Annotated in this window: 19 protein-coding genes; 16 read left to right on the top strand and 3 right to left on the bottom strand. The window is 69.9% G+C overall.

All coding sequences use genetic code 11. From position 1 onward, the window contains the following. The first annotated feature begins 139 nt into the window (after positions 1–139). The 5 genes from OHB21_RS05910 to OHB21_RS05890 all read left to right on the top strand — a co-directional run bounded on the left by OHB21_RS05910 (position 140) and on the right by OHB21_RS05890 (position 6402). Positions 140–1735 carry a peptide ABC transporter substrate-binding protein gene (locus OHB21_RS05910; protein WP_228790212.1) on the top strand — a complete coding sequence of 532 codons (1596 nt, stop codon included), beginning with the start codon at positions 140–142 and terminating at the stop codon, positions 1733–1735. A gap of 18 nt (positions 1736–1753) precedes the next feature. Then, the gene (locus tag OHB21_RS05905) at positions 1754–2680 is read left to right on the top strand and encodes an ABC transporter permease (RefSeq protein ID WP_067514232.1); all 927 of its coding nucleotides are present in this window, start codon (positions 1754–1756) and stop codon (positions 2678–2680) included. Then, positions 2673–3614, top strand: a complete 942-nt coding sequence (locus tag OHB21_RS05900) for an ABC transporter permease (RefSeq protein ID WP_067514233.1) — start codon at positions 2673–2675, stop codon at positions 3612–3614. Before OHB21_RS05905 ends, OHB21_RS05900 begins: the two co-directional genes overlap by 8 nt. After that, positions 3611–5284 (top strand): dipeptide ABC transporter ATP-binding protein, encoded by a 1674-nt coding sequence (locus tag OHB21_RS05895; RefSeq protein ID WP_195125214.1) that lies wholly within the window; start codon positions 3611–3613, stop codon positions 5282–5284. The genes OHB21_RS05900 and OHB21_RS05895 overlap by 4 nt, the downstream gene beginning before the upstream one ends. 371 nt (positions 5285–5655) lie before the next feature. Further along, positions 5656–6402: a Fic family protein gene (locus OHB21_RS05890; protein WP_067514235.1), complete on the top strand. Its 747-nt coding sequence runs from the start codon at positions 5656–5658 to the stop codon at positions 6400–6402. Between the two features lie 483 nt (positions 6403–6885). On the opposite strand, the gene OHB21_RS05885 is transcribed toward OHB21_RS05890, so the two are convergent. Then, positions 6886–7752 (bottom strand): HAD family hydrolase, encoded by an 867-nt coding sequence (locus tag OHB21_RS05885; RefSeq protein ID WP_228790215.1) that lies wholly within the window; start codon positions 7750–7752, stop codon positions 6886–6888. 814 nt (positions 7753–8566) lie between these two features. Between OHB21_RS05885 and ssd the strand changes: the two genes are divergently transcribed. The 7 genes from ssd (at position 8567) to OHB21_RS05850 (ending at position 15151) form a co-directional block, all read left to right on the top strand. Then, positions 8567–9676 carry a septum site-determining protein Ssd gene (gene ssd / locus OHB21_RS05880; protein WP_084538209.1) on the top strand — a complete coding sequence of 370 codons (1110 nt, stop codon included), beginning with the start codon at positions 8567–8569 and terminating at the stop codon, positions 9674–9676. A gap of 364 nt (positions 9677–10040) precedes the next feature. Beyond that, positions 10041–11228, top strand: a complete 1188-nt coding sequence (locus OHB21_RS05875; RefSeq protein ID WP_195126417.1) for a TadA family conjugal transfer-associated ATPase — start codon at positions 10041–10043, stop codon at positions 11226–11228. Continuing rightward, positions 11225–12034, top strand: a complete 810-nt coding sequence (locus OHB21_RS05870) for a type II secretion system F family protein (RefSeq protein WP_067514238.1) — start codon at positions 11225–11227, stop codon at positions 12032–12034. Before OHB21_RS05875 ends, OHB21_RS05870 begins: the two co-directional genes overlap by 4 nt. A 726-nt stretch (positions 12035–12760) precedes the next feature. Next, complete coding sequence (locus OHB21_RS05865; RefSeq protein WP_195125386.1) at positions 12761–13339, top strand: type II secretion system F family protein; 579 nt, start codon at positions 12761–12763, stop codon at positions 13337–13339. A gap of 563 nt (positions 13340–13902) precedes the next feature. After that, a complete protein-coding gene (locus OHB21_RS05860; RefSeq protein WP_067514247.1) occupies positions 13903–14097 on the top strand; it encodes a DUF4244 domain-containing protein in 195 nt (64 codons plus the stop codon). Between the two features lie 29 nt (positions 14098–14126). Continuing rightward, complete coding sequence (locus OHB21_RS05855) at positions 14127–14432, top strand: TadE family type IV pilus minor pilin (RefSeq protein WP_067514239.1); 306 nt, start codon at positions 14127–14129, stop codon at positions 14430–14432. A 302-nt stretch (positions 14433–14734) separates the two neighbouring features. Then, a complete protein-coding gene (locus OHB21_RS05850) occupies positions 14735–15151 on the top strand; it encodes an Rv3654c family TadE-like protein (protein ID WP_324195166.1) in 417 nt (138 codons plus the stop codon). A 371-nt stretch (positions 15152–15522) separates the two neighbouring features. Here OHB21_RS05850 and OHB21_RS05845 read toward each other — a convergent pair whose 3' ends face one another. After that, positions 15523–17826 (bottom strand): DEAD/DEAH box helicase, encoded by a 2304-nt coding sequence (locus OHB21_RS05845; RefSeq protein WP_195125387.1) that lies wholly within the window; start codon positions 17824–17826, stop codon positions 15523–15525. A 499-nt stretch (positions 17827–18325) separates the two neighbouring features. On the opposite strand from OHB21_RS05845, the gene OHB21_RS05840 reads away from it, so the two are divergent. The 4 genes from OHB21_RS05840 to OHB21_RS05825 all read left to right on the top strand — a co-directional run bounded on the left by OHB21_RS05840 (position 18326) and on the right by OHB21_RS05825 (position 23887). Further along, on the top strand, positions 18326–18532 hold the full coding sequence (locus tag OHB21_RS05840; protein ID WP_011206895.1) for a cold-shock protein: 207 nt from the start codon (positions 18326–18328) through the stop codon (positions 18530–18532). 600 nt (positions 18533–19132) lie between these two features. Further along, complete coding sequence (gene topA / locus OHB21_RS05835; RefSeq protein ID WP_232331931.1) at positions 19133–21946, top strand: type I DNA topoisomerase; 2814 nt, start codon at positions 19133–19135, stop codon at positions 21944–21946. A 165-nt stretch (positions 21947–22111) separates the two neighbouring features. Beyond that, on the top strand, positions 22112–22615 hold the full coding sequence (locus OHB21_RS05830) for a mycothiol transferase (RefSeq protein ID WP_067514242.1): 504 nt from the start codon (positions 22112–22114) through the stop codon (positions 22613–22615). A gap of 75 nt (positions 22616–22690) precedes the next feature. Further along, on the top strand, positions 22691–23887 hold the full coding sequence (locus OHB21_RS05825; protein WP_195125232.1) for a DNA polymerase III subunit delta': 1197 nt from the start codon (positions 22691–22693) through the stop codon (positions 23885–23887). Between the two features lie 224 nt (positions 23888–24111). Here OHB21_RS05825 and OHB21_RS05820 read toward each other — a convergent pair whose 3' ends face one another. After that, positions 24112–24345 carry a hypothetical protein gene (locus OHB21_RS05820; protein ID WP_195125233.1) on the bottom strand — a complete coding sequence of 78 codons (234 nt, stop codon included), beginning with the start codon at positions 24343–24345 and terminating at the stop codon, positions 24112–24114. Positions 24346–24444: the final 99 nt, after the last annotated feature.

Below are 24444 nucleotides of genomic sequence, written 5' to 3'. Positions count from 1 at the left end.
CGCACGGAACTCATGACAAGACCTGTTCGACTGGCTAACGTCCCAGGCATTCCGAGGCGGATCGCCCGGTCGGCGCTATGGGGCACGATGGGCGCCGCCCGGCGCTCCGCCTCCTCCTACGCGACATCGGGAGTACGCGTTGCGATTTCATCGAGTCACCGCGCTGGCCGCGGCCGCACTACTCGCCACCGGCCTCGGACTGGCCGGCTGTTCCACCGACGGCGGCGACGCCGACATCGTCACCGTGAACGGCGCCGAACCACAGAATCCGTTGGTGCCCACCAACACCAACGAGAACATGGGCGGCCGCGTCGTGGACCGGCTCTACGCCGGGCTCAAGTACTACGACGCCGAGGGCGTCGCGCACAACGAGGTGGCCGAGTCGATCGAGACCACCGACCGCAAGAACTACCGGGTCACCCTGAAGCCGGACTGGACGTTCACCGACGGCACACCGGTCACCGCTTCCTCGTTCGTGGACGCGTGGAACTACGGCGCGCTCAGCACCAATGCGCAACTCCAGAACTACGTGTTCGCGCCGATTCTCGGATTCGACGAGGTGTCGGCCGAACAGCCGACCGCCGAGACCATGTCGGGCCTGAAGGTAGTGGACGACCGGACCTTCACGATCGAGCTGAAGCAGCCGTCGATCGATTTCGAGAACGCGCTCGGCTACGCGCCGTTCTACCCGCTGCCCGAGGCGGCGTTCGCCGATATGGAGGCCTTCGGCCGCAACCCGATCGGCAACGGCCCCTACAAGTTCAGCACGTGGGAGAACAACGTCAAGATCGATCTGGTGCCCAACCCGGACTATCCGGGCGGCCGTCCGGCCAAGAACAAGGGCCTGCGATTCGTGATGTACCAGTCCTTCGACACGGCCTACGCGGACCTGCAGTCGGGCAACCTGGACGCGCTGGACACCGTCCCGGCCAGCGCCCTGGCGGTGTACAAGCAGGATCTCGGCGACCGGGCGATCACCAAACCCACCGCGCAGAACCAGCACATCGGCATTCAGACCAACGTGCCGCATTTCGCCGGTGAGGAGGGATTGCTGCGCAGGCGCGCGATCTCGATGGCCATCAACCGGGAACAGATCTCGGACAAGATCTTCCACGGCACCCGCATCCCCGCGCGCGATTTCACCGCCAGCACCCTGCCCGGTTTCGAGGGCAACCTGCCGGGTTCCGAAGTCCTCCAGTTCAATCCGGAGGAAGCCAAGCGGCTGTGGGCGCAGGCCGACGCGATCTCCCCGTGGTCGGGGCGCTACGAACTGGCGTACAACTCCGACGGGGGACACCAGGCGTGGGTCGAGGCCGTGGCCAATAGCGTGAAGAACACTCTCGGCATCGACGCTATCGCCGTTCCGTACCCGACCTTCAAGGCCATTCGCGACGAGGTGACCGCCGAGACGATCGGAAAGGCTTTCCGCTACGGCTGGCAGGGTGACTATCCGTCGATGCTGCAGTTCCTGACGTCGCAGTACTACAGCTTCTCCGAGACCAATAACGTCAACTACAACAACCCCGAGTTCGACCGCCTGCTCGACCAGGCGCTGGCAGCGGCCACGCCGGAGGAGTCGTACCGGATCATCGCGCAGGCCCAGGCGCTGCTGATCCGCGATATGGCCGACATCCCGGTGCTGGACTACGTTGCGGCGGCGGGTCATTCGGATCGCGTGCGCAACGTCCGGTTGGCGTGGAACGGGTTGTTCGACTTCGAGAACATCGAGAAGTAACCGGCGCGGGCCCCGACGATGGCTTGGTACATCCTGCGCCGGTTGCTCCAGATGATCCCGGTGTTCCTCGGCGCGACGCTGCTCATCTACGCGATGGTGTTCCTCATCCCCGGCGACCCGATCAAGGCGCTGGCCGGTGAGAAACCGCTGACGCCCGCCGTCGAGGCACAGCTGCGGGCGCGGTACAACCTGGACGAGCCCTTCTTCATGCAGTACCTGCTGTACCTGAAGGGCGTGCTGACCTTCGATTTCGGCACCGCGTTCTCCGGCAGGCCGGTGCGCGAGGAACTGGCCCGCGCCTTCCCGATCACCATCAAACTCGCGTTCATGGCGGTGTTCATCGAGGGCGTGTTCGGGATCGTGTTCGGCCTGATCGCGGGGCTGCGCAAGGGCAAGCTGTTCGACTCCACCATGCTGGTGGCGAGTCTGGTGATCATCGCGATGCCGGTGTTCGTGGTCGGCTATATCGCCCAGTTCCTGTTCGGGGTGAAATGGGGGATCGCGCCCACCACGGTCAGCGGGCAGGCGAGCTTCACCGAACTGCTGCTGCCGGCGTTCGTGCTGGGCTCGCTCTCGTTCGCCTATGTGCTGCGGCTGACGCGGAACTCGGTGGCGGAGAACATGACCGCCGACTACGTCCGCACGGCCACGGCGAAAGGGCTGGGCAGGCGGCGCGTGGTGACCGTGCACATCCTGCGCAACTCGATGATCCCGGTGGTGACCTTCCTCGGCGCCGATCTGGGCGCGCTCATCGGCGGCGCGATCGTCACGGAGGGCATCTTCAACATCCCCGGCGTGGGCGGCACGCTCTACCAGGCGATCCAGCGCGTGGAACCACCCACGGTGGTGTCGTTCGTGACGGTGCTGGTGGTGATCTTCCTGCTCGCCAACCTGGTCGTCGACCTGCTCTACGCCGCACTCGATCCGAGGATTCGCTATGCCTGAGCAAGCCCGGCCCGGGCAGGAGTACTACGTGGCGCCTCCGGAGGAGGTGACCATCCTCGCCACCGATCGCGTGACGGAAACCGGTGCGCCGAGCAGCCTTTGGGGCGATGCCTGGCGCAGGCTGCGGCGCAATCCGCTGTTCCTGATCGCGGTGCTGCTCATCGTGATCGTGGCCGTGGTGGTGCTGTGGCCGGGACTGTTCACCGATCAGGACCCGCGCCGCTGCCTCGGTGACGACATCATGGCCCCCTCGCGCCCGGGGCATCCGTTCGGCTTCGACCGGCAGGGCTGTGATGTGTACGCGCGCACCATCTACGGCGCGCGGGCGTCGGTGCTGGTGGGGATGGGCGCGGCGGCGCTGTTCGTGCTCATCGGCGGCACGCTCGGCGCGCTGGCCGGCTTCTTCGGCGGCCTGTTCGACGAGATCGTCTCGCGCATCGCGGAGATCTTCTACGCGATCCCCATGGTGCTCGCGGCGATCGTGCTGCTCCAGATGCTGCGGCCGGCCACCATGCTGAACGTCATCCTGGTACTCGCCTCGTTCACCTGGCCGCAGGCCGCCCGTATCGCGCGCGGCGCGGTCATCGAGGCGAAGAACAGCGAATACGTCACGGCGGCACGGGCATTGGGAGTGTCGCGGATGGGCGTATTGGTGCGGCACGTGCTGCCGAACGCCGCCGGGCCGCTGATCGTGGTGGCCACGATCTGGTTGGGGGTGTTCATCGTCGCGGAGGCCACGCTGTCGTATCTCGGCGTGGGTCTGCCACCGGACATCGTTTCGTGGGGCGGCGATATCGCGCGGGCCAAGAATGATCTGCGGACCTCGGCCATCCTGTTCTACCCCGCCGCCGCGCTGGCACTCACGGTGCTGAGCTTCATCATGCTCGGCGACGCGGTGCGCGACGCGCTCGATCCGAAGGCGAGGAAGCGATGAGCGCCGATCGTCCGCTGCTCGACATCCGGGACCTCAACGTCGCTTTCAGCGCCGACGGGGAGCTGATACCCGCCGTGCGCGACGTGAGCCTGACCGTCTATCCGGGCCAGACGGTGGCGATCGTCGGCGAGTCCGGTTCGGGGAAATCCACCACCGCGCACGCGATCATCGATCTGCTGCCGGGGACGGGACGCGTCACGTCGGGGTCGATCGTGTTCGACGGGAAAGACCTCACCAAAGCGTCGCCGAAGGAGATCGTCGCGGTGCGGGGGCGTGGGATCGGGTTGGTGCCGCAGGACCCTATGTCGAATCTGAACCCCGTCTGGAAGGTCGGTTTTCAAGTACGGGAGACATTGGAGGCCAACGGGATAGCAAAAGGTGCGGAGGCGAAGAAGCGGTCCATCGCATTGCTCGGGGAAGCCGGGATGGCCGACGCGGCGCGCCGAGTGAACCAGTATCCGCACGAGTTCTCGGGCGGGATGCGCCAGCGCGCGCTGATCGCCATCGGCCTGTCCTGCCGGCCCAAACTGCTCATCGCCGACGAGCCGACCTCCGCGCTCGACGTCACCGTGCAGCGCCAGATCCTCGACCACCTAGACGGTCTCACCGCCGAACTCGGCACCGCCGTCCTGCTCATCACCCACGACCTCGGCCTGGCCGCCGAACGCGCCGAGCACCTGGTGGTGATGTATCGCGGCCGGGTGGTGGAATCCGGTCCCGCCCTGCGCATCCTGCGCGAGCCGCAGCACGCCTACACCAAGAAGCTGGTCGACTCCGCGCCTTCGCTGGCCTCGCAACGGCTTTCGGCGGTGCGCAAACGCGCCGAGATCCGGGAGCACGCGGTAGAGGTGGCCGAACAGGTCGCCGAACGCACCGGCGACGTGGTGATCGCCGAGCACCTGACCAAGGACTTCCGCGTCCGCGGGTCGGCGCCGTGGCGTTCGTCGAACCATCGCGCGGTCGACGACGTGTCGTTCCGGCTGCCGCGCGGCACCACGCTGGCCGTCGTCGGCGAATCCGGATCGGGCAAGTCGACGGTGGCGCGCATGGTGCTGGGCCTGCTCGAACCGACCTCGGGCAGCGTCACGTTCGACGGCCGCGACGTGGCGAAGCTGGACGCCAAGGGCGCCTTCGGCTTTCGGCGCCGCGTGCAGCCCATCTTCCAGGACCCGTACGGCTCGCTCGACCCGATGTACTCCATCTACCGCACCATCGAGGAGCCGCTGCGCACGCACAAGATCGGCACCGCCGCCGAACGCGCCGCGACGGTCCGCGAATTGCTGGACAAGGTCGCGCTGCCCGACTCGGTGTTGCGCCGCTATCCGAACGAACTGTCCGGCGGGCAGCGGCAGCGGGTCGCGATCGCGCGGGCCTTGGCGCTCTCGCCGGAGGTGGTGGTGTGCGACGAGGCCGTCTCCGCGCTCGACGTGCTGGTGCAGGCGCAGATCCTGAACCTGCTCGGCGAACTGCAGGCCGAGCTGGGCCTGTCGTACCTGTTCATCTCCCACGACCTCGCCGTCGTGCGGCAGATCGCCGACCACGTCCTGGTCATGCGCGAGGGGCGGGTGGTGGAATCGGCGGCGACCGAGGAGGTGTTCGACAACCCGCGCGAGGAGTACACGCGGCGGCTGCTGGACGCGATTCCGGGGCGCGATCTGCTGGTGGGGTGAGGTGACGGGGTGGTCGCAGGCCGGACAGGTGGCGGGGTGGTCGCAGGCCCGGATGGCCGGGCCACCGTCGGCACATCGACGTCGGCGCAGTCGTGCGGCTGAATGGTGCCGGTGGGTCCGGGCGGTAGGGCCCGACTTCCGCGCACCGATGCCGACGACACGGCGGCGCCGGCGTACGCCGGCCGTTCGTGGCGGCACGCGCGGTCCGAACCTCGGGCGATGCCGGACGAGCCCGCGTGGGCGGCACGAGGGGCACCGCGCCTCTTCTCGGTCCGGGGCGCGAGCTGCCGGTGCGTGCTGTTGGTGGCGAGACCTTCCGCCTGTGACCTGCCGCGGCGGTGGCGGCCCCCACACCAGTAGCCTCGTATTCCGTGACCGACCCGCTGCAACCTCTCGTCGACCTGCCCGGCGTGCGCGACGCCGCCGACCGCGCCCGCGACACGCTCGCCGCGGTGCACCGGCACAAGGCGAACCGGCGCGGCTGGCCCACCACCGCCGCCGAGGCGGCGGTCCGCGCGGCGCGTTCCTCGGCCGCCATCGACGGCGGCAGCACCGAGCTGCCCGCCGACGGCCGGGTCGAGGACCCGATCCTGGCGGGCTCGCTGCGTGTCGGTCAGGCCCTCGACGGTGACGCGTTGCGCAACCTGGCCGGCGTCTGGCAGCGCGCGCCCCTGCAGGCGCTGGCGCGCTTGCACCTGCTCGCGGCAGCCGACATGGTGTCCGACGAGCAGACCCTGGGCCGTCCGCGCACCACGCCCGGCGTGGCCGAACGGCTCGATGTGCTGGCCCAGACGGTGCTCACCACGCGCGCGCCCGCCCCGGTCATCGCGTCGGTGGTGCACGGCGAGCTGCTGACCCTGCGGCCGTTCGGCACGGCGGACGGAATCGTCGCGCGAGCCGCGGCCCGGCTGGTCACGGTGTCGAGCGGGCTCGATCCGCACGCGCTCGGGGTGCCGGAGGTGTTCTGGCTGCGGCGGCGGCAGGCGTATCTGGACGCGGCGGCCGCGTTCGGCACCGGGCAGCCCGAAACGGTGGGCGGCTGGGTGATCTTCTGTTGCGGCGCACTGGAAGACGGCGCGCGCGAGGCGACCTCGATCGCGGACGCGGCCTCGGGATAGGGTCCGCGCACATCAAAGCGGGCGGCGTTGTCGATGTCGACCTCACCGCCCGCTAGCACGGACTACCGGGTTACCAAGCGTGCTGTGTGGGTTGTGTTCGGCGGCCTCGGCGATCGTCCGGATTCGCCGCGGTTCATCCCCGCAACCTGTGCGAGGCCATCGCCGTCGACATACCCGGATTTCGCAGGCCCACAACGCTTCTGCCCTTGCGCGGCGTGCTCCGCGTGGGTGCCTGGTGTCCGTGCTGGGAAGGGTGGGTCGGGAGACTGAACCTTCTCTTCCGGCTCCGCCTTGGCCTTCCGTCCTTCCGTAGCTACATTTCTACCACTGTGAGTGGCGTCACTCAAGTGCCGAAAACGCATGGAAATATCGGCGTGTCGCGCGGCGTTTCGTGGTTGAATGCCTGGTCGCGCCCGAGCACCGTCCCCGTGGAGGACGCCCGTTGATACCCCTTTCGCGGGCCGGGAGTCAGCTGGCGAACGGTCAGCGACGCCGGCGCAGCAGCCGGTAACTGATCGCCCCCGCCAGGATCGCGCTGAGCCCCACCGCCGCCGTCGCGGCGACCGTGGTCGAGGACGGCGATTGGAAGCGCGCCCACAGCGAAACCGGGTTGGAGAACGTGAGAATCGGCCAGCCGCGCGCCGTCGCCTCCTTGCGCAGGTTCCGGTCCGGGTTCACCGCCGTGGGATGGCCCACCGCCTCGAGCATCGGCAGATCGGTCACCGAATCGGAGTAGGCGTAGCACCGCGCGAGGTCGTAACCCTCACTGGCGGCGAGCTTTTCGATCGCGGTCACCTTGCCCTCGCCGTAGCAGTAGAACTCGACCTCGCCGGTGTACTTGCCGTCCTTCACCACCATCCGGGTGGCCGCGGTGTGCGAGGCGCCCAGCACCTCGGCGATCGGCCCCACCATCTCCTCGCCCGAGGCCGAGACGATCACCACATCGTGGCCCCTGATCTTGTGATCGGCGATCAGGTCGGCGGCCTCGGCGTAGATCAGCGGGTCCACCAGCTCGTGCAACGTCTCGGCCACAATGGATTTCACCTGTTCCACGTCCCAGCCCGCGCACATCTTCGTGAGGTGCTCGCGCATCCGCTCCATCTGATCGTGGTCGGCGCCGGAGAGCAGGAACAGGAAGTGCGCGTAGCTGCTCTCCAGCACCGCGCGCCGATTCAGCAGCCCCTGCGCGAAGAACGGCTTGCTGAAGACGAACGTGCTCGACTTGGCGATCACGGTCTTGTCCAGATCGAAGAACGCGGCCACCCGCGTGCGCGCCGCGGGCGCGTCCGCGCCGTCGGGGGCGGGTGTCCGCCCGTCCGGAACCGCTGTCAGGTCGCCTTCGGCCATCATCCGTTCAGAATAGGCGTAACCTCCGCCTTCGCTCCGGCCGTGCGCGGCGGCTGAGGATGGGGCTACGCCCCAGCAGTGTCAGCCGTGCGTAACCTCCGCCTTCGCTGCGGCCGTGCGCGGCGGCTGAGGATGGGGCTACGCCCCAGCAGTGTCCGCCGTGCGTAACCTCCGCCTTCGCTGCGGCCGTGCGCGGGGGCTGAGGATGGGGCTACGCCCCAGCAGTGTCAGCCGTGCGTAACCTCCGGCTTTGCTCCGGCCATGCGCGGGGCTGGGGATGGGTTGTGTGTGCCGTCGCCCTGGTGGGCTCTGCCTCGGGCGCTCGGTGCGTGTGGCCGGCCACAGGCTCGGGGCGCGTGTTGCGCGTACCTCCTCGCCTTCGCTCGAACGCGCGTATCCGGCCCAGGCGTTCCTGCTGCGCGCATGTCCAGCGTTCGTGTGCGAGGGCTTCGGATGGGCTCCGCACCAACGGAGTCCGTGCGGGCGCGTCAGCGGACGGGATCGGCGCCGTGAGTTTGCTCGGCAGACGCCGGGTGTCCGGTGCCGGCGAAACTTCTCCGAAGACGGACTTGCGTAAGGGCCGGGGAATGGGTGTAGTATTGCTGGCACCTGGACATGGTCCAGGCGCGTTCAGCCCGACCCCCCGGGGCTGAACCCGACGGCCCCAGCCTCCTCCCCCCCCGGCTGGGGCCGTCCTCTATTTCGGGGACGGTTCCCCACTCCTCGTCGGCGCCCGAGTTGTCCACAGCGCCTGAGTTATCCACATTCGGCACATCGGGTCTTCTGCACCGCGCCCGTTTCCGCGACGCTGACCTGCATGGACGCCGACAACCCGCAGCCAGGCCCGATGCCGCCCGCGCTGGTGCTCATCCGCGACACCCGCCTGCGCGAGGAGGTGCGCCGTGTCGCGGCCGCGGCCGCCCGCGCACTGGAGGAGCGCGAGTCCGCCGCGGGCAGGCATGCGTGGACCGCCGCACCCATGGTGATCCTCGACACAGAGTCGGCGCGGGAGTGCGCGGAGGCGGCGTATGTGCGCCGGGCCGGCGTCGTCCTGGTCACCGAAGGCGAGCCGGAGCTCCCCGATTGGCAGGCCGCGGCCGCCGTCGGCGCGGAGCGTGTGGTGGCGCTGCCCGGTGCCGCCGTCGGGCTTATCGAGAAGTTTGCTGAGCACGGTGAACCGCGCGCCGCGGGCGGTGTCGTAGTGGCTGTCGCCGGCGCGTGCGGCGGTGCGGGAGCCTCGGTACTCGCCGCGGCCACGGCGCTGCGGGCGGCCGCGGGCGCCGTCCGGCGCGAGGTGGTGCTGGTCGACGCGGCCCCGCTCGCCGGGGGTCTGGACCTGCTGCTCGGCATCGAAACCACGCCCGGCGTGCGCTGGCCCGACCTGGTGGTCGAGGACGGCCGGGTGGCCGCGCCCGCACTGCACAGCGCCCTGCCGAGTGCCGCACCCGGCCTCACGGTGCTGTCCTGCGGGCGCGGCGGTGCCGGTCGATTGCCGAGCCCGATCGGGGCGAGCGCCATGCGCGCCGTACTCGAAGCATGCCGTGGCGCAGGCGATCTCGTGATCTGCGACGTCTCCGGCGAGCGCGGCCCGCATGCCGAGCAGGCGCTAGACCGCGCCGATCTGGTCGTCCTCGTCACGCGCGCCACCCTGCGCGCCGCGGCCGCCGCCGAATGCGCCACCACCCACCTCACCCGCCGCAACCCGAATATCGGGCTGGTCGTGCGCGGTCCCGCTCCCGGCGGCCTGCGCGGCGGCGAACTCGCCGAAATCCTCGACCTGCCCCTGCTCGCCGCCATCCGCGCCGACCCGGCACTCCCGAGCCGCTTGGAGCGCGGAGGCCTGCGCGCACCGCGCCGCGGTGGACTGCGCGAAGCCGCCGACGCGATCCTCGCCCTGGTCGACGCGCCTGTCGGGGGTGCGCGGTGAGGCGCCCCGAGGCGGTTGACCTGCGTTCGGCGCTCGTCTGCGGACAGCCGATTGCCGGGCTGAGTGCCCGGTGCGGTCTTCGCGGGCGCGGTGGCGGGCTCACCGACCTGCCCGCCGAATGTCTCGGGGGCGTGTGCAACCCGCCCACCTACGCCGCAGCCGCCGCCCGTTCGAGTGCGGTGGTCCGGCTCGCCGAGAGTGCGGGCGGGGTGGTGTCGCGCGGTCGAGAAGGGCGGGATGCGGGAGCGCCGCCGACATGGGCGCGGCCCTACGGAGCGGCCCCGAGCATCAACGAGGCAGGGCCCGCCTCCCACGCCCTGGTCGTGGGGCGGCTGGATTCGGTCAACAGCGGCGGTGGTGGGGCATGAGCACCCTGGTGACGGCGGAACTGTTGGACCGGGTGCGGGAGCGCCTGGCGGGGCGCGCGGGTGAGCCGGATCCGGCGGCGGTCGCGGCGGCCATTCGCGCCGAGGCCGGCGGGGTGCTGGGCGACACCGACATGCTCCGGGCGCTGCGCCTGTTGCAGACCGAGATGACGGGCGCGGGCGTGCTCGAACCCCTGCTGCACGATCCGCGCGTCGCCGACGTCCTGGTCACCGCGCCCGACGCGGTGTGGATCGACCGAGGCGACGGACTCGAGCGAACGGCGATCACTTTCCCTGACGAGGCGGCGGTGCGCAGGCTCGCACAGCGCCTGGCTCTCGCGGCGGGCCGCAGACTCGACGACGCCCAGCCGTGGGTCGACGGCCGACTGCCGGGAACCGAAGCGGCGCTGGGCAGTTCGTTCGGCGTCCGCCTGCACGCCGTGCTGGCGCCCATCGCCCACGGCGGCACCTGCCTGTCCCTGCGCGTGCTGCGCCCCGCCACCCAGGGGCTCGCGGCACTCGCCGCCGCGGGCGCCGTCCCCGCCGAGGCGCGCACACTGCTCGAGCGGATCGTGCGCGCCCGCCTCGCGTTCCTCGTCGTCGGCGGCACGGGAGCAGGAAAAACAACACTTTTGTCCGCGCTGCTCGCGGCGGTGGACGCGCGCGAGCGCATCGTCTGCGTCGAGGACGCGGCCGAGCTCGCACCACCCCACCCGCACGTGGTGCGCCTGGTCGCGCGCACCGCGAACGTGGAGGGTATCGGCGCGGTCGGTGTGCGCGATCTGGTCCGCCAGGCGTTGCGCATGCGTCCCGACCGCATCGTGGTCGGCGAGGTGCGCGGCGCCGAAGTGGTCGATCTCCTCACCGCTCTCAACACCGGGCACGACGGCGGAGCGGGCACCGTCCACGCGAATTCCCCGCGCGAAGTGCCTGCCCGCCTGGAAGCCCTTGCGGCCCTGGGCGGTATGGACCGCGCCGCCCTGCACAGCCAGCTCGCCGCCGCCGTTCAGGTGATCCTGCACGTTCAGCGCCGTGCCGACGGAAGCCGCGGTCTCCACGAGATCGGTGTGCTCGACCGCTCCGCGAACGGAACAGCGCACATCTGCGCCGCGTGGCGCGCTACCGGCGGTGCGGTGCCCGGTGCGGAGGCGTTGGCGGTCCTTCTCGCGGAACGGTTGGACCGATGAGGGATTGGTGCTCGTCCGCGATTCCGGCGATCTTGTGTCTGGCAGCGGCGTTGCTGCTCGTCCCAGCCTCAGGTTCGCGGCACCGCCTGCGTGCATTCTTCGGCATCCAGGCTGATCGGAAGTTCCGATTCGGCAAGCTGATTCGCGTAGCGGCAGTGGCCACCGTCGTGATCGTCGCGCCGGTAGGAGTCGGGCCGATGCTCGCGGCCGCCGTCGTCGTCGGCACGCTCACGGTCCGGTTCCGTCGCACTCGCCGCGACCGCGAGCACGCCGTGGAGTCGACCCTCCTGCTGGACGCGCTCGAGGCGGTGATCGGCGAGTTGCGCGTCGGCGCGCACCCGGCCGCGGCGGCCGAAGTCGCGGCCAGGGAATCCGGTGGCGCGGCGGCCCGTGCGTTCGCGGTCGGCGCGGCCCGCAGCAGGCTCGGCGGTTCCGCCGCCGACGGGGTCCGTGACGCGGACGCGGTGATCGCCCCCGAGCTCACCCGCGTCGCCGACGCCTGGTCGATCGCCGAACGGCACGGTCTCGCATTGGCCGATCTGCTCACCGCCGCCCGCACCGACCTGCTCGGCCGCGTCCGCTTCCGCAGCCGCACCACCGCGGCACTCGCGGGCCCGCGCGCCTCCGCCACCGTCCTGTCCACTTTGCCCCTGCTCGGACTGGCCCTCGGCCAGCTCATGGGCGCCAACCCCCTCGGCATCCTCCTCACCTCGCCCGCGGGCGCGATCCTCCTTCCCCTCGGCGCCGCCCTGGCCTGCACCGGCCTCCTGTGGTCCGACGCGATCACCAGAAAGGTCCTGCCGTGAACCTCGAACCTCCTCCGCCCCAAACGAACACAGCCCCACCCCAGTCCGGCCGCGCCATCGAACCATGCCCTGACCCAACCCGCGCAGCGCGAATGAGTCAGGGCCACGCGAGCCGGCGATCCGTGGAGACTCGACAGGCTGCGTCCCGACACCGAGAACCCCTGTCCCACAGCATGTTCAGACGAGGTGATGTCCTGGCGGTAGGGACACGATCACACCACGGCCTGTGGGCAATTGTGGATAACTCCCGATCGCGCCCAGACAGTCCGGCGATGCCTCGGTGGAGGTCGGCCGGAGTTTGCGTACGAGAGACCGGATTCCGCCCTGGGTCGGACCCGCACGGGCCTGCGGGTGTCGTTTCCGAGAGATGGGCAGTCGGCGGGTCGCGGGCTCCTGGGCTGTCTGTCGGGTCGCGGGTTCCTGAGGTGGTTATCGGGTCGCGGGTCACCTGTGTCGTCGGGTTGTGGGCTGCTGGTGTTGTCGTCGGGTCGCGGGTTACCCGTGTCGGCGGGTCGCCGGCGGCTGGTGTGGTTGTCGGGCTGCGGGTTACCGGTGTGGTTGTCGGGCTGCGCGCTGCCGGTGTGGTTGTCGGGCCGTGGGCTGCCGGTGTGGTTGTCGGGCCGTGGACCGGTGACGACGCATGCGCTGTCGCATTGGGACCGTTGGGGTTTCGAGTTCGGGGGAGGGGTTGTGGAGTTGGGTGGCTGGCTGGTCGGTCCATCGGTGATGCTGGCAGCCGCGTTCCTGGCGTGGCCGCGGCGAGTCACCACCGGTCGGCGACTGCGCGCGTTGCGGGAGGGCACGCCTCGTGTGGCGGCGGTTCGGTCGGGGCCGGCGGATCCGCTGGGCGCGGCGTCGGTGTTCGACCTGTTGGCGGCGTGCTTGCGGTCCGGCTTGCCGATGGCGAGCGCGGCGCGTGCGGTGGCGCCCGGCGCCCCGCCGGTTCTCGGGTCGGCGCTGGCGACGGCGGCCGATCTGCTCGCCCTCGGCGCCGACCCCGCCGACGCGTGGGAGCGCGCGGCCGCTGTGGCACCGCCCGGACCGGGAGCCGCCGACGTCGAAGCCTTGGCTCGGATGGCACGCCGCTCGGCACGATCGGGCGCATCCTTGGCGAAGGCCGTGTCCGAACTCGCAACCCAGCACCGCGCCACGGCGGAGGACGCTGCGGCGACCCGTGCCGAACGCGCCGGAGTCCTGATCGGCGGCCCGCTGGGCCTCTGCTTCCTGCCTGCCTTCGTCTGCCTCGGCATAGTGCCGGTCGTGATCGGCCTGGCGGGCAACGTCCTCGGCGACGGTCTCCTGTGAACATCCATCCCACCCGCTACGACCCCGGACCGCGTATCCACGCGTTTCCCTCGGTGCCCGTCCGCAGGGCGCAACGAGTGGCGGAGCCGCGGTGATGGCTCCGTTGGTTGGTCCAGTCGAGGCAACGGCGCTGGTGGACGGCGAGGCCGCACAGGGAACTCGCGACATGGCGGGTGTGCCGGCGGTCGGCTGTTCGACCGCGACTCACCCGTCGCTCAGAACTCACCCGCGCGGAGGGGCCGCGCGGGTATCGAGGAAAGGGGATATCGGTGCGAATCGAGGGATCGGCGGATCGGATGGTCCGGCCGCGCGGGGGACTGGTGTGGCTGCCACACCGGGACGCACCCGAGAAGACCGGGGAGGTGCGGACGGCGGGTCCGCGTGCCCGCCCGTTGAACAAGCGGAATCCCGCCGTGCGGCGGATGCGGGTGCTCATCCTCCGGGCCAAGCGGCGCTTCCGGCGCACCGACCCGAGGGCGGTCGCGCGGGCCGGGAACTCGGAACACGGTGCGGCCGAGCGGAATCCGCAGGCGCGGGCGGTGCGGCTGGTGCTCGCGGTGAAGATGTTCCCCGCGCGGTTGCAAGCGCGGATCCTGCGCCTGAGCATCGCCGACGAGGGCATGAGCACGGCGGAGTACGCCATCGGCACGATCGCCGCCGCGGCCTTCGGCGCGATTCTGTACACGGTGGTGACGGGCGATTCGATCGTGAACGCGTTGACTCGGATCATCGACCGGGCGCTGAACACCAGCGTGTAGGACTCGGTGACGACCGCGGTGCGGTCACGGTGGAGGCGGCGATCTCGCTCGGTGCTCTGGTGGCGGCGGTGCTGACCTGTCTCGGTGTGTTGCTCGCGGCGTCGGCGCAGGTGCGCTGTGTCGACGCCGCGCGCGAGGCGGCCAGGTTGACGGCGCGCGGCGACGAATCGCGCGCCGTCCCCACCGCACACCGAGTCGCCCCCTCCGGCGCCGACATCACCGTCCGAGTCGACGGCTCCTACGCGATCGCCACCGTCACCGCCCGCCCACCCCTACTCCCACTCCGCCTCCACGCGGAGGCCGTCGCCGCGCTGGAACCGGAGATCGACCGATGAACCACCCCATCCCACGAGCTCGGCTGCCAGTCCACCCGACGAACCGCCACATCCCGCGAGCCCGGTGGCCAGGTTTCGCACGGAGACCGGTGGAACGGGTCGCGGCATCCGAACAAGTGCGGGTGCCCGGAGTTGATCGGCACAACGCGGCGGGCGGCGTGCGGCTGGGTGATGAGGGTGGCGTGCGGCGATGTGAGGCGGCTGATGCGCGGCGATGTGAGGCGTGCGGTGTGCGGCCATGTGACGACGGTGGCGCGTGGCGATGTGAGGCGGGTGGTGCGCGGCCACGCGACGAGGGCGGCGTGCGGCGACGAGAAGCGGCTGGCGTGCGGCTACGCGAACAGGGTGGCGTTCGGCTTCGGCGGTTCGCGGGAGACGGAGGTGGGGCGACGGTGTTCGTGTGCCTGGCGCTGACCGGACTGATCGGGGCGACATCGTTGGTGGGGCAGGTCGGGGCGGTGGTGGTGGCGCGGCATTTCGCGCAGGCCGGTGCGGATCTGGCGGCGCTGGCTGTGGCGGGTGCGTTGGATCGGGGGATCGAGGTGGCCTGCGCGGAGGGTGCGGAGGTCGCGCGGCGCAACGGCGCGCGGATTCGGGAGTGCGAGGTGCGGGGATGGGAGGCCACCGTCACGACCACTCGGAAAATACCAATGGGTCTGTTCGGGTCGAGGACCGTTGTGGCGATGGCGAGAGCGGGACCTGTCGACAATGCGGGGTGATGTACGCGCGCATACACTGGCCGGTGTTAGTTCCTCGTGAACTAATTGAACAATAGGAATGGCTGAATAATTGGCACGTGTTAGACATTCTCCGTGGCGACGCGGAATTCATCGGAATGAATCCGCACGTCGTGTGTCTCACTGCAAGGGCAATAGTCCAGTTAACATGACAATCTTCCTTTTTATTCGGCCCGGCCGACACGCCCGGTGATCACCGAAAACCCACACTGTCCGGGGCAGCTGCCGATCGGTCACCGTCCGGCTGGTCGACGCGCGGTCACACCGGGGACGCGACGCGGTCACGAATCCTGATCACGCCCGTGACCTGCGGGAACCCTGAGCGCGAGGCCTACTGCGCGAGGCACCGCCGATCACACCTCGTTCAGTTCGTCGAGCACGGCGCGGAGCAACAGCCGCGCCCCCGCCTTGTCGAGCGGATGGTTCCCGTTGCCGCACTTGGGGGACTGCACGCACGACGGGCAGCCCTGCGCGCAGGCGCAGGACTCGATCGCCGACAGCGTGGCCCCGAGCCAGTGCCGGAGCTGGGCGAAGCCACGCTCGGCGAAGCCGGCCCCGCCGGGCTGGCCGTCGTAGACGAACACCGTCGGCAGCCCGGTGTCCGGATGCTCGGCGGTGGAGACGCCGCCGATATCCCACCGGTCGCAGCTCGCCACCAGCGGTAACAGTCCGATGGCCGCGTGCTCGGCCGCGTGCAGGGCGCCGGGCACCCGGTTCTGGGCGATCCCCGCCCTGGTCAGCAGCTCGGGTGTGACGGTGTAGAGCACGGCCGCGGTGCGCAGGGTCTGCGGCGGCAGGTCCAGTTCCACCAGGTCGAGCACCTCGCCGGTGGGCAGCGTGCGCAGGTACCCGGTCACCTGGCCGGTCACCCGCACCCGCGCCAACGCGCTGGTCACCGCGCCGTGCACCGCCTCGTCGGTGATCTCGTCGACGACGATCGAGGTGACCTGCCTGGCGCTGGTGGTCCACCCGGGCTCGGCGGCGTGCACGAACGCGACCCCGCCGTCGAGGTCGAGCTCGTCCACCACGAAAGTTTCGCCTTGATGCAGGTGGACGGCCCCTTCGTGCAACGTGGCGGGGGCGCGACCGGCGTCGGCCGTGCCGAGCAGCCGCCCGGTCTCCCCGTCCACCACGGCGACCGGCGCTCCGATGCCGCCGCGCACGTCCACCGCGTCGTGCGGCTGTGTCTCGGCGGTGACGTACCAGCGCGCCGCGCCGTCGCGGCCGGTGCGCCGCCGGATCAGCCCGTCGGTGGCCAGGTCGTCCAGCACCGCCCGCGCGCCGAGTTCGTCCACCTCGGCGTCGGTGAGGGGCAGTTCCAGTGCCGCGCACAGCAGTTGCGGGCCCAGCACGTAGGGGTTGCGCGGGTCGGTGATCGTCGCCTCGACGGGCTTGTCCAGCAACGCTTCCGGGTGGTGCACGAGGTAGGTGTCGAGCGGATCGTCCCTGGCCACGAGCATGACGAGCGAGCCGTGCGCCCGCCGCCCGGCCCGCCCCGCCTGCTGCCAGAAGGAAGCGACGGTGCCGGGGAATCCGGCGAGCACGGCCGCGTCCAGGCCCACGATGTCGACTCCGAGTTCGAGCGCGTTGGTGGTGGCCACGCCCAGCAATGTGCCGTCGGACAGCGCCGCTTCCAGTAAGCGCCGATCCTCCGCGAGGTAGCCGGCGCGGTAGGCGGCCACGCGCGCCGCGAGCTCGGGATCGACCTGCGAGAGGTGGAATCGGGCGTCCATCGCGGTGAGTTCGGCCGACCTCCTGGACCGGACGAAGGTCAGCGTCCGAGCGCCCTCGACCACCAGATCGGCCATGATCCGCGCCGCCTCCGAGGTGGCCGAACGCCGCACCGGCGCACCGTTCTCGCCGGTCAGCGTGCTCGACAGCGGCGGCTCCCAGAGCGCGATCGTGCGCGGGCCGCGCGGCGAACCGTCCCCGGTCACCGCGACGCACCGGGCGCCGACCAGCCGCGCCGCCGCGGCTTCGGGTTCGGCGGTGGTGGCCGAGCAGAGGATGAACACGGGATCGGCGCCGTACCGCGCGGCGATCCTTCGCAACCTGCGCAGCACCAGCGCCACATGCGAGCCGAAAACCCCGCGGTAGGCGTGGCATTCGTCCACCACTACGTAGCGCAGCCTGCGCAGGACCCGCGCCCAGCGCTGGTGGGAACGCAGGATGCCGACGTGCAGCATGTCGGGATTGGTGAAGACCCAGCGACCGTTCGCCCGCACCCACTGCCTGATCTCGGCGGGGGTGTCGCCGTCGTAAGAGGCTGCGTGGATATCGCGCAGCGGCCCTTCGTGGGTGAGCTCGCCGATCGCGCGCAATTGGTCGGCGCCGAGCGCCTTGGTCGGTGCGATGTACAGCGCCGTGGCCTGCGGATCCTCGCGCAACGTGGTGAGCACCGGCAATTGATAGGCCAGCGATTTGCCCGACGCCGTACCCGTGCTGACCACGACGTTGTGCCCGGCCGCGGCCAGGTCGGCGGCCTGCACCTGATGTGTCCACGGCAGGCCGATTCCAGTGTCGCGCAGCGCCTCCACCACGTCGGGCGCCGCCCATTCCGGCCAGTTCGCGGTGGCCGCGGGCCGCGCCGGGAACTCGGCGACATGGGTGAGGCGGGGGTCGTCGTCGGGCGCTCCGGCCAGGACGCGATTCAGCAACGATCGCCCATAGCTGAGCTCTTCGAGGGGCGCGGTCAGGCCCGCCCGGTCGGCTGGATTCACGACGCGACGACCTCGACACGCGGGGGAAGTGTGAAACGTGTGCGGTTTGGAAGACCGACCAGCGATTTCGATACCAAATAGCGACCTGGGTCACAGCTCGTTAGCTGCACGCTCTCCCGGTTATCACGAAGCAAACCAACCTCAAGTACGGATTCGGGCATTCTGTCCCTCACCTGCGCATTCGCAAGATCAACTTTTTTGCAAATTGTCGGTAACTCGACTGTTGAAATGCTCGGAGACATGGTTCACTGGGTCCTGGTCGCAAGCTTCTGTGTTCGAGGGACGGATCCAAAGTCCAAACCGTCAGCAGGATCGATGTTGCGAACGGTGTGCTTGGTGCTTTCCTGCAGGGGGAACCAAGAGTACAGCGGTCGGAACGGACCCGGTGGACGAACCCAGTTGTCCGCCGTTCCGGTAAGAAAAGAGAAGGAACAGAATGGCACAGGGAACTGTGAAGTGGTTCAACGCGGAGAAGGGGTTCGGCTTCATCGCGCCCGAGGACGGCTCCGCTGACGTCTTCGTCCACTACTCCGAGATCCAGGGTTCGGGCTTCCGTACCCTCGAGGAGAACCAGAAGGTCGAGTTCGAGGTCGGCCAGGGCACCAAGGGCCCGCAGGCCACCGGAGTTCGCGCGCTCAGCTGAGCCGCACGATCCATAGCTCGTCCCTCACCACCGGCATCCGGGGTGAGGGACGAGCTGTATCTGGGGGTGGGTGACCTCACCGCGCGAGCCGCGCGCCACCTGATCCCGCACCGCCGATTCCGCCCGCGCGCCCCGTCGCCGGCCCGCCGGGCGCACCTTTCCGAACGCCGCCGATCCGCGCCGCCGAGTGCCCCGCGAACGTGTGCCCGACCCCGTGCGCTTGCCACCCGAGCTATGGTTACGGGAATCCGACCGAGGAAAGGCAAACCCCGAGCTTCACGAATCGCTCGGAGCGAGTCTTGCAAGTTGGCCCGTTCGCGGCACTCCCCGCGTCGCGACGATCGAACCGCCCGCGCCCACGGCGCGAGTACCGACCGTCCGGCGCGGACAGCACGGCGCCCCGAACAGGCGCGCTCCAGCGCACCAATAACACAGCCAAGGTATAAACGTGTCTGGTGGCGGTGTCAGCATCGTCGCATGCGCCAGCCGCGCAGCAACCGCGCACGAGCACGTCGCGCGGGTCGAGAAGGAAAGGTGTATTCGCCGGTGGCAACACGAGACCGCGGTGCAGCCGACCAGGGCCGTCCCCTGCGTCGTCTCGTGATCGTCGAGTCCCCGACCAAGGCCCGCAAGATCGCGCCCTACCTGGGTCGCAATTACACGGTGGAGGCGTCGGTCGGTCACATCAGGGACCTGCCGCGCGGTGCGGCCGACGTTCCCGCCAAGTACAAAGGCCAGCCGTGGGCGCGCCTGGGCGTCGACGTCGACAACGACTTCGCGCCCATCTACGTGGTGAGCCCGGACAAGAAGGCCAAGGTCACCGAGCTCAAGAGCCTGCTGGCCGACGTCGACGAGCTCTACCTCGCCACCGACCCCGACCGCGAGGGCGAGGCCATCGCCTGGCACCTGCTCGAGACGCTCAAGCCGAAGGTGCCGGTGCGCCGGATGGTCTTCCACGAGATCACCGAGCCCGCGATCCGCGCCGCCGCCGCCGACACCCGCGACCTCGATTCCGATCTGGTCGACGCGCAGGAGACCCGCCGCATCCTGGACCGGCTCTACGGCTACGAGGTCAGCCCGGTCCTGTGGAAGAAGGTCATGCCGCGTCTGTCGGCGGGCCGCGTGCAGTCGGTCGCGACGCGCGTCATCGTGCGGCGCGAGCGCGAGCGCATGGCGTTCCGTTCCGCCGAGTACTGGGACATCGCCGCCAAACTGGACGCGGGCAAGGGCGAGGAGGAGTCCGCCAATCCGCGCACGTTCGGCGCGCGCCTGGTGAATGTCGACGGCGCGCGCGTCGCCACGGGCCGCGATTTCGGCTCCGACGGACAGCTGAAGTCCGCGAACGGCGTGGTGGTGCTCGACGAGGCCCACGCCCGCCGCCTGGCCGAGGCGCTGGACGGCGCCGACCTGGTGGTCTCCTCGGCCGAGGCCAAGCCGTACTCGCGCAAGCCGTACCCGCCGTTCATGACCTCGACGCTGCAGCAGGAGGCGGGCCGCAAGCTGCGCTTCACCTCCGAGCGCACCATGCGCGTCGCGCAGCGGCTGTACGAGAACGGCTACATCACCTATATGCGTACCGACTCCACGACACTGTCGGAGTCGGCGATCGCGGCGGCCCGTTCACAGGCCACGCAGCTCTACGGCGCCGAGTACGTGCACCCCACGCCGCGCCAGTACAACCGCAAGGTAAAGAACGCCCAGGAGGCCCACGAGGCGATCCGCCCCGCCGGCGACACCTTCGCCACGCCGGGCCAGCTGCACTCCCGCCTGGACAACGACGAGTTCCGCCTCTACGAGCTGATCTGGCAGCGCACCGTCGCCTCGCAGATGGCCGATGCGCGCGGCACCACGCTCACCTTGCGCATCACCGGCATGGCCGGGACCGGCGAGGAATGCGTGTTCTCGGCGTCGGGCCGCACGATCACCTTCCCCGGCTTCCTCAAGGCGTACGTGGAGAGTGTCGACGAGGAGGCGGGCGGCCAGTCCGACGACGCCGAGTCGCGCCTGCCCGCGCTCGAGGAGGGCCAGGGCGTCACGGCCGTGGAGCTGAACCCGGATGGGCACAGCACCAACCCGCCCGCGCGCTACACCGAGGCCTCGCTGATCAAGACGCTCGAGGAACTCGGCATCGGCCGTCCCTCGACGTACTCCTCGATCATCAAGACGATCCTGGACCGCGGCTACGTGTACAAGCGCGGCAGCGCGCTGGTGCCCTCGTGGGTGGCCTTCGCCGTGGTGGGCCTGCTGGAGGCGTACTTCGGGCGGCTCGTCGACTTCGACTTCACCGCCGCCATGGAGGACGATCTCGACGCCATCGCCGGCGGGCGCGAACAGCGCGGAAACTGGTTGTCCAGCTTCTACTTCGGCGGCGACCACGGCGTGGAGGGCTCGGTCGCGCGCTCGGGCGGGTTGAAGAAGATGGTCGGCGAGCAGCTCGACGACATCGACGCCCGCGAGGTCAACTCGATCAAGCTGTTCTCCGATGCCGAGGGCCGCGACGTGGTGGTCCGGGTCGGCCGTTTCGGCCCGTACCTGGAGCGCATGGTCATCGATCCCGACGACCCGGAGGGCGGTCCGGTCTCGCAGCGGGCGAACCTGCCCGACGATCTGCCCCCCGACGAGCTCACCCCCGAGGTGGCCGAGAAGCTGTTCTCGACGCCGCAGGAAGGTCGCAGGCTCGGCGTCGACCCCGCGACCGGGCACGAGATCGTCGCGAAGGAAGGGCGCTTCGGGCCCTACGTCACCGAGATCCTGCCCGAGCCCGCCGAGTCCGCGGAACCGGCCAAGAAGACCGCGAAGAAGGCGGCCGCGCCCAAGCCGCGCACCGGGTCGCTGTTCAAGTCGATGGACCTGGCCACGATCACCCTGGACGACGCGCTGAAGTTGCTGTCGCTGCCGCGGGTGGTCGGCGCCGATCCGGCTTCCGGCGAGGAGATCACCGCGCAGAACGGCCGCTACGGGCCGTACTTGAAGAAGGGCACCGACTCCCGGTCGCTGGCGTCGGAGGACCAGATCTTCTCCGTCACGCTGGAGGAGGCGCTGAAGATCTACAGCGAGCCCAAGCGCCGTGGCAGGCAGGCTGCGAGCGCCGCCCCGCTGCGGGAACTGGGCAACGACTCGGCCACGGGCAAGCCGATGGTGATCAAGGACGGTCGCTTCGGCCCGTACGTCACCGACGGCGAGACCAACGCGAGCCTGCGCAAGGGCGACGAGGTCGAGTCCATCACCGACGAACGCGCCTCCGAGTTGCTGGCCGACCGGCGCGCCCGCGGTCCGGTGAAGAAGACCGCCAAGAAGACCGCGACCGCCGCGAAGAAGACGACGGCTGCCAAGAAGACGACGGCGGCAAAGAAAACCGCGGCGAAGAAGGCACCCGCCAAGAAGGCTCCGGCGAAGAAGGCACCCGCCGAGTAGGCTCCGGCGAAGAAGGCACCTGCCGAGTAAGGACAGCGTGTCGGCCGACGGCTACCTGAGAGATGCGGCTCCGGCTGGTTCTCGGCGCGATCGCCGGGTCTTCGTCGGAGCCGCGGGTTAGCCTCTCGAGGACAAGGTGCGACGTCTCGGGAAAGGACCCTGTCCATGGCCGACCAGGAGCGCGAGGATCTCATCGCGATGCTCGCCGATCAGCGCGCGCTGTTCCGCATCACGCTGCGCGGCATCGACGACGAGCAGGCGCGCGCCCGCACCACGGTGAGCGAGCTGACCCTCGGCGGGTTGCTGCACCACCTGATCAGCTGCGAGCGGCACTGGACCAAGGTGATCGTCGACCGCGACGAGAACGCCGCGATGGACGTGGCGGCGATGGGCACCGAGTACGTGATGGGTCCGGACGAGACCGTCGAGGGGCTGCTAGCCGAATGGGACCGCGTCGGCGAGAACACCGCCGAGTTGATCCGCTCCCTGGACAGCCTCGATCCCGTCATTCCCACGCCGTCGAATCCGTGGCAGCCCGAAAGGGTGTGGCAGAGCGTGCGTTTCACGTTCCTGCACATCCTGCGGGAGATCGCGCACCACGCCGGGCACGCCGACATCATTCGCGAGGAACTGGACGGGCAGAACTCGACGTATTCGCGCATGGACTGAGCGGTGGGGGTGCCACCGGGCCGGCGGGGCGTGACGGCGGGCGGAGGTGTCGGTGCGGGTGGTTAAGGTGGACGCGTGGCGGGAGTCTTCGAGCGGTTGGTCGGCCAGGAGGCGGTCGAGTCCGAGTTGACGGCTGCCGCGGTCGCGGCGCGGGCCGGGGTCGTCGAGGGTGCCATGACGCATTCGTGGCTGTTCACCGGTCCACCCGGATCGGGGCGTTCGATCGCCGCGCTGTGCTTCGCCGCCGCGCTGCAATGCACCGATCCGGGGACGCCGGGTTGCGGGAAGTGTCACGCCTGCACCACCACCATGGCAGGCACGCACGGCGACGTGCGGCGCGTCGTGCCCGAGGGCTTGAGCATCAGCACCAAGGAGATGCGCGAGATCGTGCAGATCGCCTCGCGCCGGCCCAGCACCGGGCGCTGGCAGGTGGTGGTGATCGAGGACGCCGACCGGCTCACCGAGGCCGCGGGCAACGTGCTGCTGAAGGTGGTGGAGGAGCCGCCCGCCCGCACGGTGTTCCTGCTGTGCGCGCCGTCGGTGGATCCGGAGGACATCTCCGTCACGCTGCGCTCGCGCTGCCGGCACGTGCATCTGGTGACGCCGTCGGTGCCGTCCATCGCGCACGTGCTGCGCGAGCGTGACGGACTCGACGAGAACACCGCGCAGTGGGCCGCGTCGGTGAGCGGCGGACATGTCGGCCGCGCCCGGCGCCTGGCCACCGACGGCGACGCGCGGGCGCGCAGGCAGCGGGCGCTCTCGCTGGTGTCGGCGGTCGCGCGTCCCGCCGCGGCCTACGCCGCCGCCGACGACCTCGTGAAGGCCGCCGACGACGAGGCCAAGCAGATGAGCGCGGCCCGCGACGAACGCGAACGCGACGAACTGGCCACCGCCCTCGGCGCGGGCGGCACCGGCAAGGGCGCCGCGTCCGCCACGCGCGGTTCGGCGGGTGTGCTCAAAGACCTGGAGCGCCGCCAGAAGTCCCGCGCCACCCGCACCGGCCGCGACGCCCTCGACCGCACTCTCATCGACGTGGCCGGCGTCTACCGCGACGCCCTCGCCGTCCACTACGCGGGCACCACCTCGATCACCCTCACCCACCCCGACCTCGCCGACGAGATTCGCGACCTCGCCGACACCGTCCGACCCGAGGGTCTGCTGCGCTCCATCGAAGCCGTCCTCGCCTGCCGCGAAGCCCTCGACCTCAACGTCAAACCCCGCTTCGCCCTGGCCGCCATGGTCTCCGGCCTCATCGCCGCCCGCTCCACCTGACCACCCGTTTTCGCGATCCGGCGTCCAGACGATAGACTCGGCGTCGCCGAACGGCACGCCGCCTTAGCTCAGTCGGTAGAGCGCTTCACTCGTAATCAGATGCCGCCTCTCGCGAAGGTCTCGGCAATCCTCCCTGAAATACCTTCTGACATGCATGTTTGCGCGTAACGATCTTTCGCTCGATCGCACACAGGTTCGGTGTGCGTGCAGTGTGCGTGTCGGCGTCACCGAAGAGGTGTTCGAGAATCGCCCAGCGTCTGTAAGCGGCGGGTGATGGTGATTGCAAGCTTGAGTGCTCGGAGAGATTGCCGATCCTGCTTGGTCGGTGTGGAAAGGCTGTTGATGTCCACACCCGCCCGTATCGCGTCGGCGATGAGATTCGACGGGTCCTCGGTCTTGGCTCGATCACGGAACGCGAGCATCGGTCTCGGGGCGTCCCACCATTTCGCGGTGCTCATGCGCGCATCATAAGAATGTGGGTTTGACCGGCGGAGATGCTTCGCTCAGCACGTCTGTGAGTGCCTGTGGATAACTCGCGCGACAGTGTGTGTCGGCGT

Origin of the sequence: Nocardia puris (assembly GCF_036051655.1) — a bacterium.
Lineage (GTDB): Bacteria > Actinomycetota > Actinomycetes > Mycobacteriales > Mycobacteriaceae > Nocardia > Nocardia puris.
The sequence above is the reverse complement of the archived record's forward strand: the minus strand, read 5'-3'. Positions and strand labels throughout refer to the sequence as shown.

Excerpts from the sequence above, each read along its gene's own strand:
- OHB21_RS05905 (WP_067514232.1), top strand. The coding sequence starts at position 1,754 with ATGGCTTGGTACATCCTGCGCCGGTTGCTCCAGATGATCCCGGTGTTC.
- OHB21_RS05900 (WP_067514233.1), top strand. The coding sequence starts at position 2,673 with ATGCCTGAGCAAGCCCGGCCCGGGCAGGAGTACTACGTGGCGCCTCCG.
- OHB21_RS05895 (WP_195125214.1), top strand. The coding sequence starts at position 3,611 with ATGAGCGCCGATCGTCCGCTGCTCGACATCCGGGACCTCAACGTCGCT.
- OHB21_RS05885 (WP_228790215.1), bottom strand. The coding sequence starts at position 7,752 with ATGATGGCCGAAGGCGACCTGACAGCGGTTCCGGACGGGCGGACACCC.
- ssd (WP_084538209.1), top strand. The coding sequence starts at position 8,567 with ATGGACGCCGACAACCCGCAGCCAGGCCCGATGCCGCCCGCGCTGGTG.
- OHB21_RS05875 (WP_195126417.1), top strand. The coding sequence starts at position 10,041 with ATGAGCACCCTGGTGACGGCGGAACTGTTGGACCGGGTGCGGGAGCGC.
- OHB21_RS05870 (WP_067514238.1), top strand. The coding sequence starts at position 11,225 with ATGAGGGATTGGTGCTCGTCCGCGATTCCGGCGATCTTGTGTCTGGCA.
- OHB21_RS05865 (WP_195125386.1), top strand. The coding sequence starts at position 12,761 with ATGCTGGCAGCCGCGTTCCTGGCGTGGCCGCGGCGAGTCACCACCGGT.
- OHB21_RS05860 (WP_067514247.1), top strand. The coding sequence starts at position 13,903 with ATGTTCCCCGCGCGGTTGCAAGCGCGGATCCTGCGCCTGAGCATCGCC.
- OHB21_RS05840 (WP_011206895.1), top strand. The coding sequence starts at position 18,326 with ATGGCACAGGGAACTGTGAAGTGGTTCAACGCGGAGAAGGGGTTCGGC.
- OHB21_RS05830 (WP_067514242.1), top strand. The coding sequence starts at position 22,112 with ATGGCCGACCAGGAGCGCGAGGATCTCATCGCGATGCTCGCCGATCAG.
- OHB21_RS05820 (WP_195125233.1), bottom strand. The coding sequence starts at position 24,345 with ATGAGCACCGCGAAATGGTGGGACGCCCCGAGACCGATGCTCGCGTTC.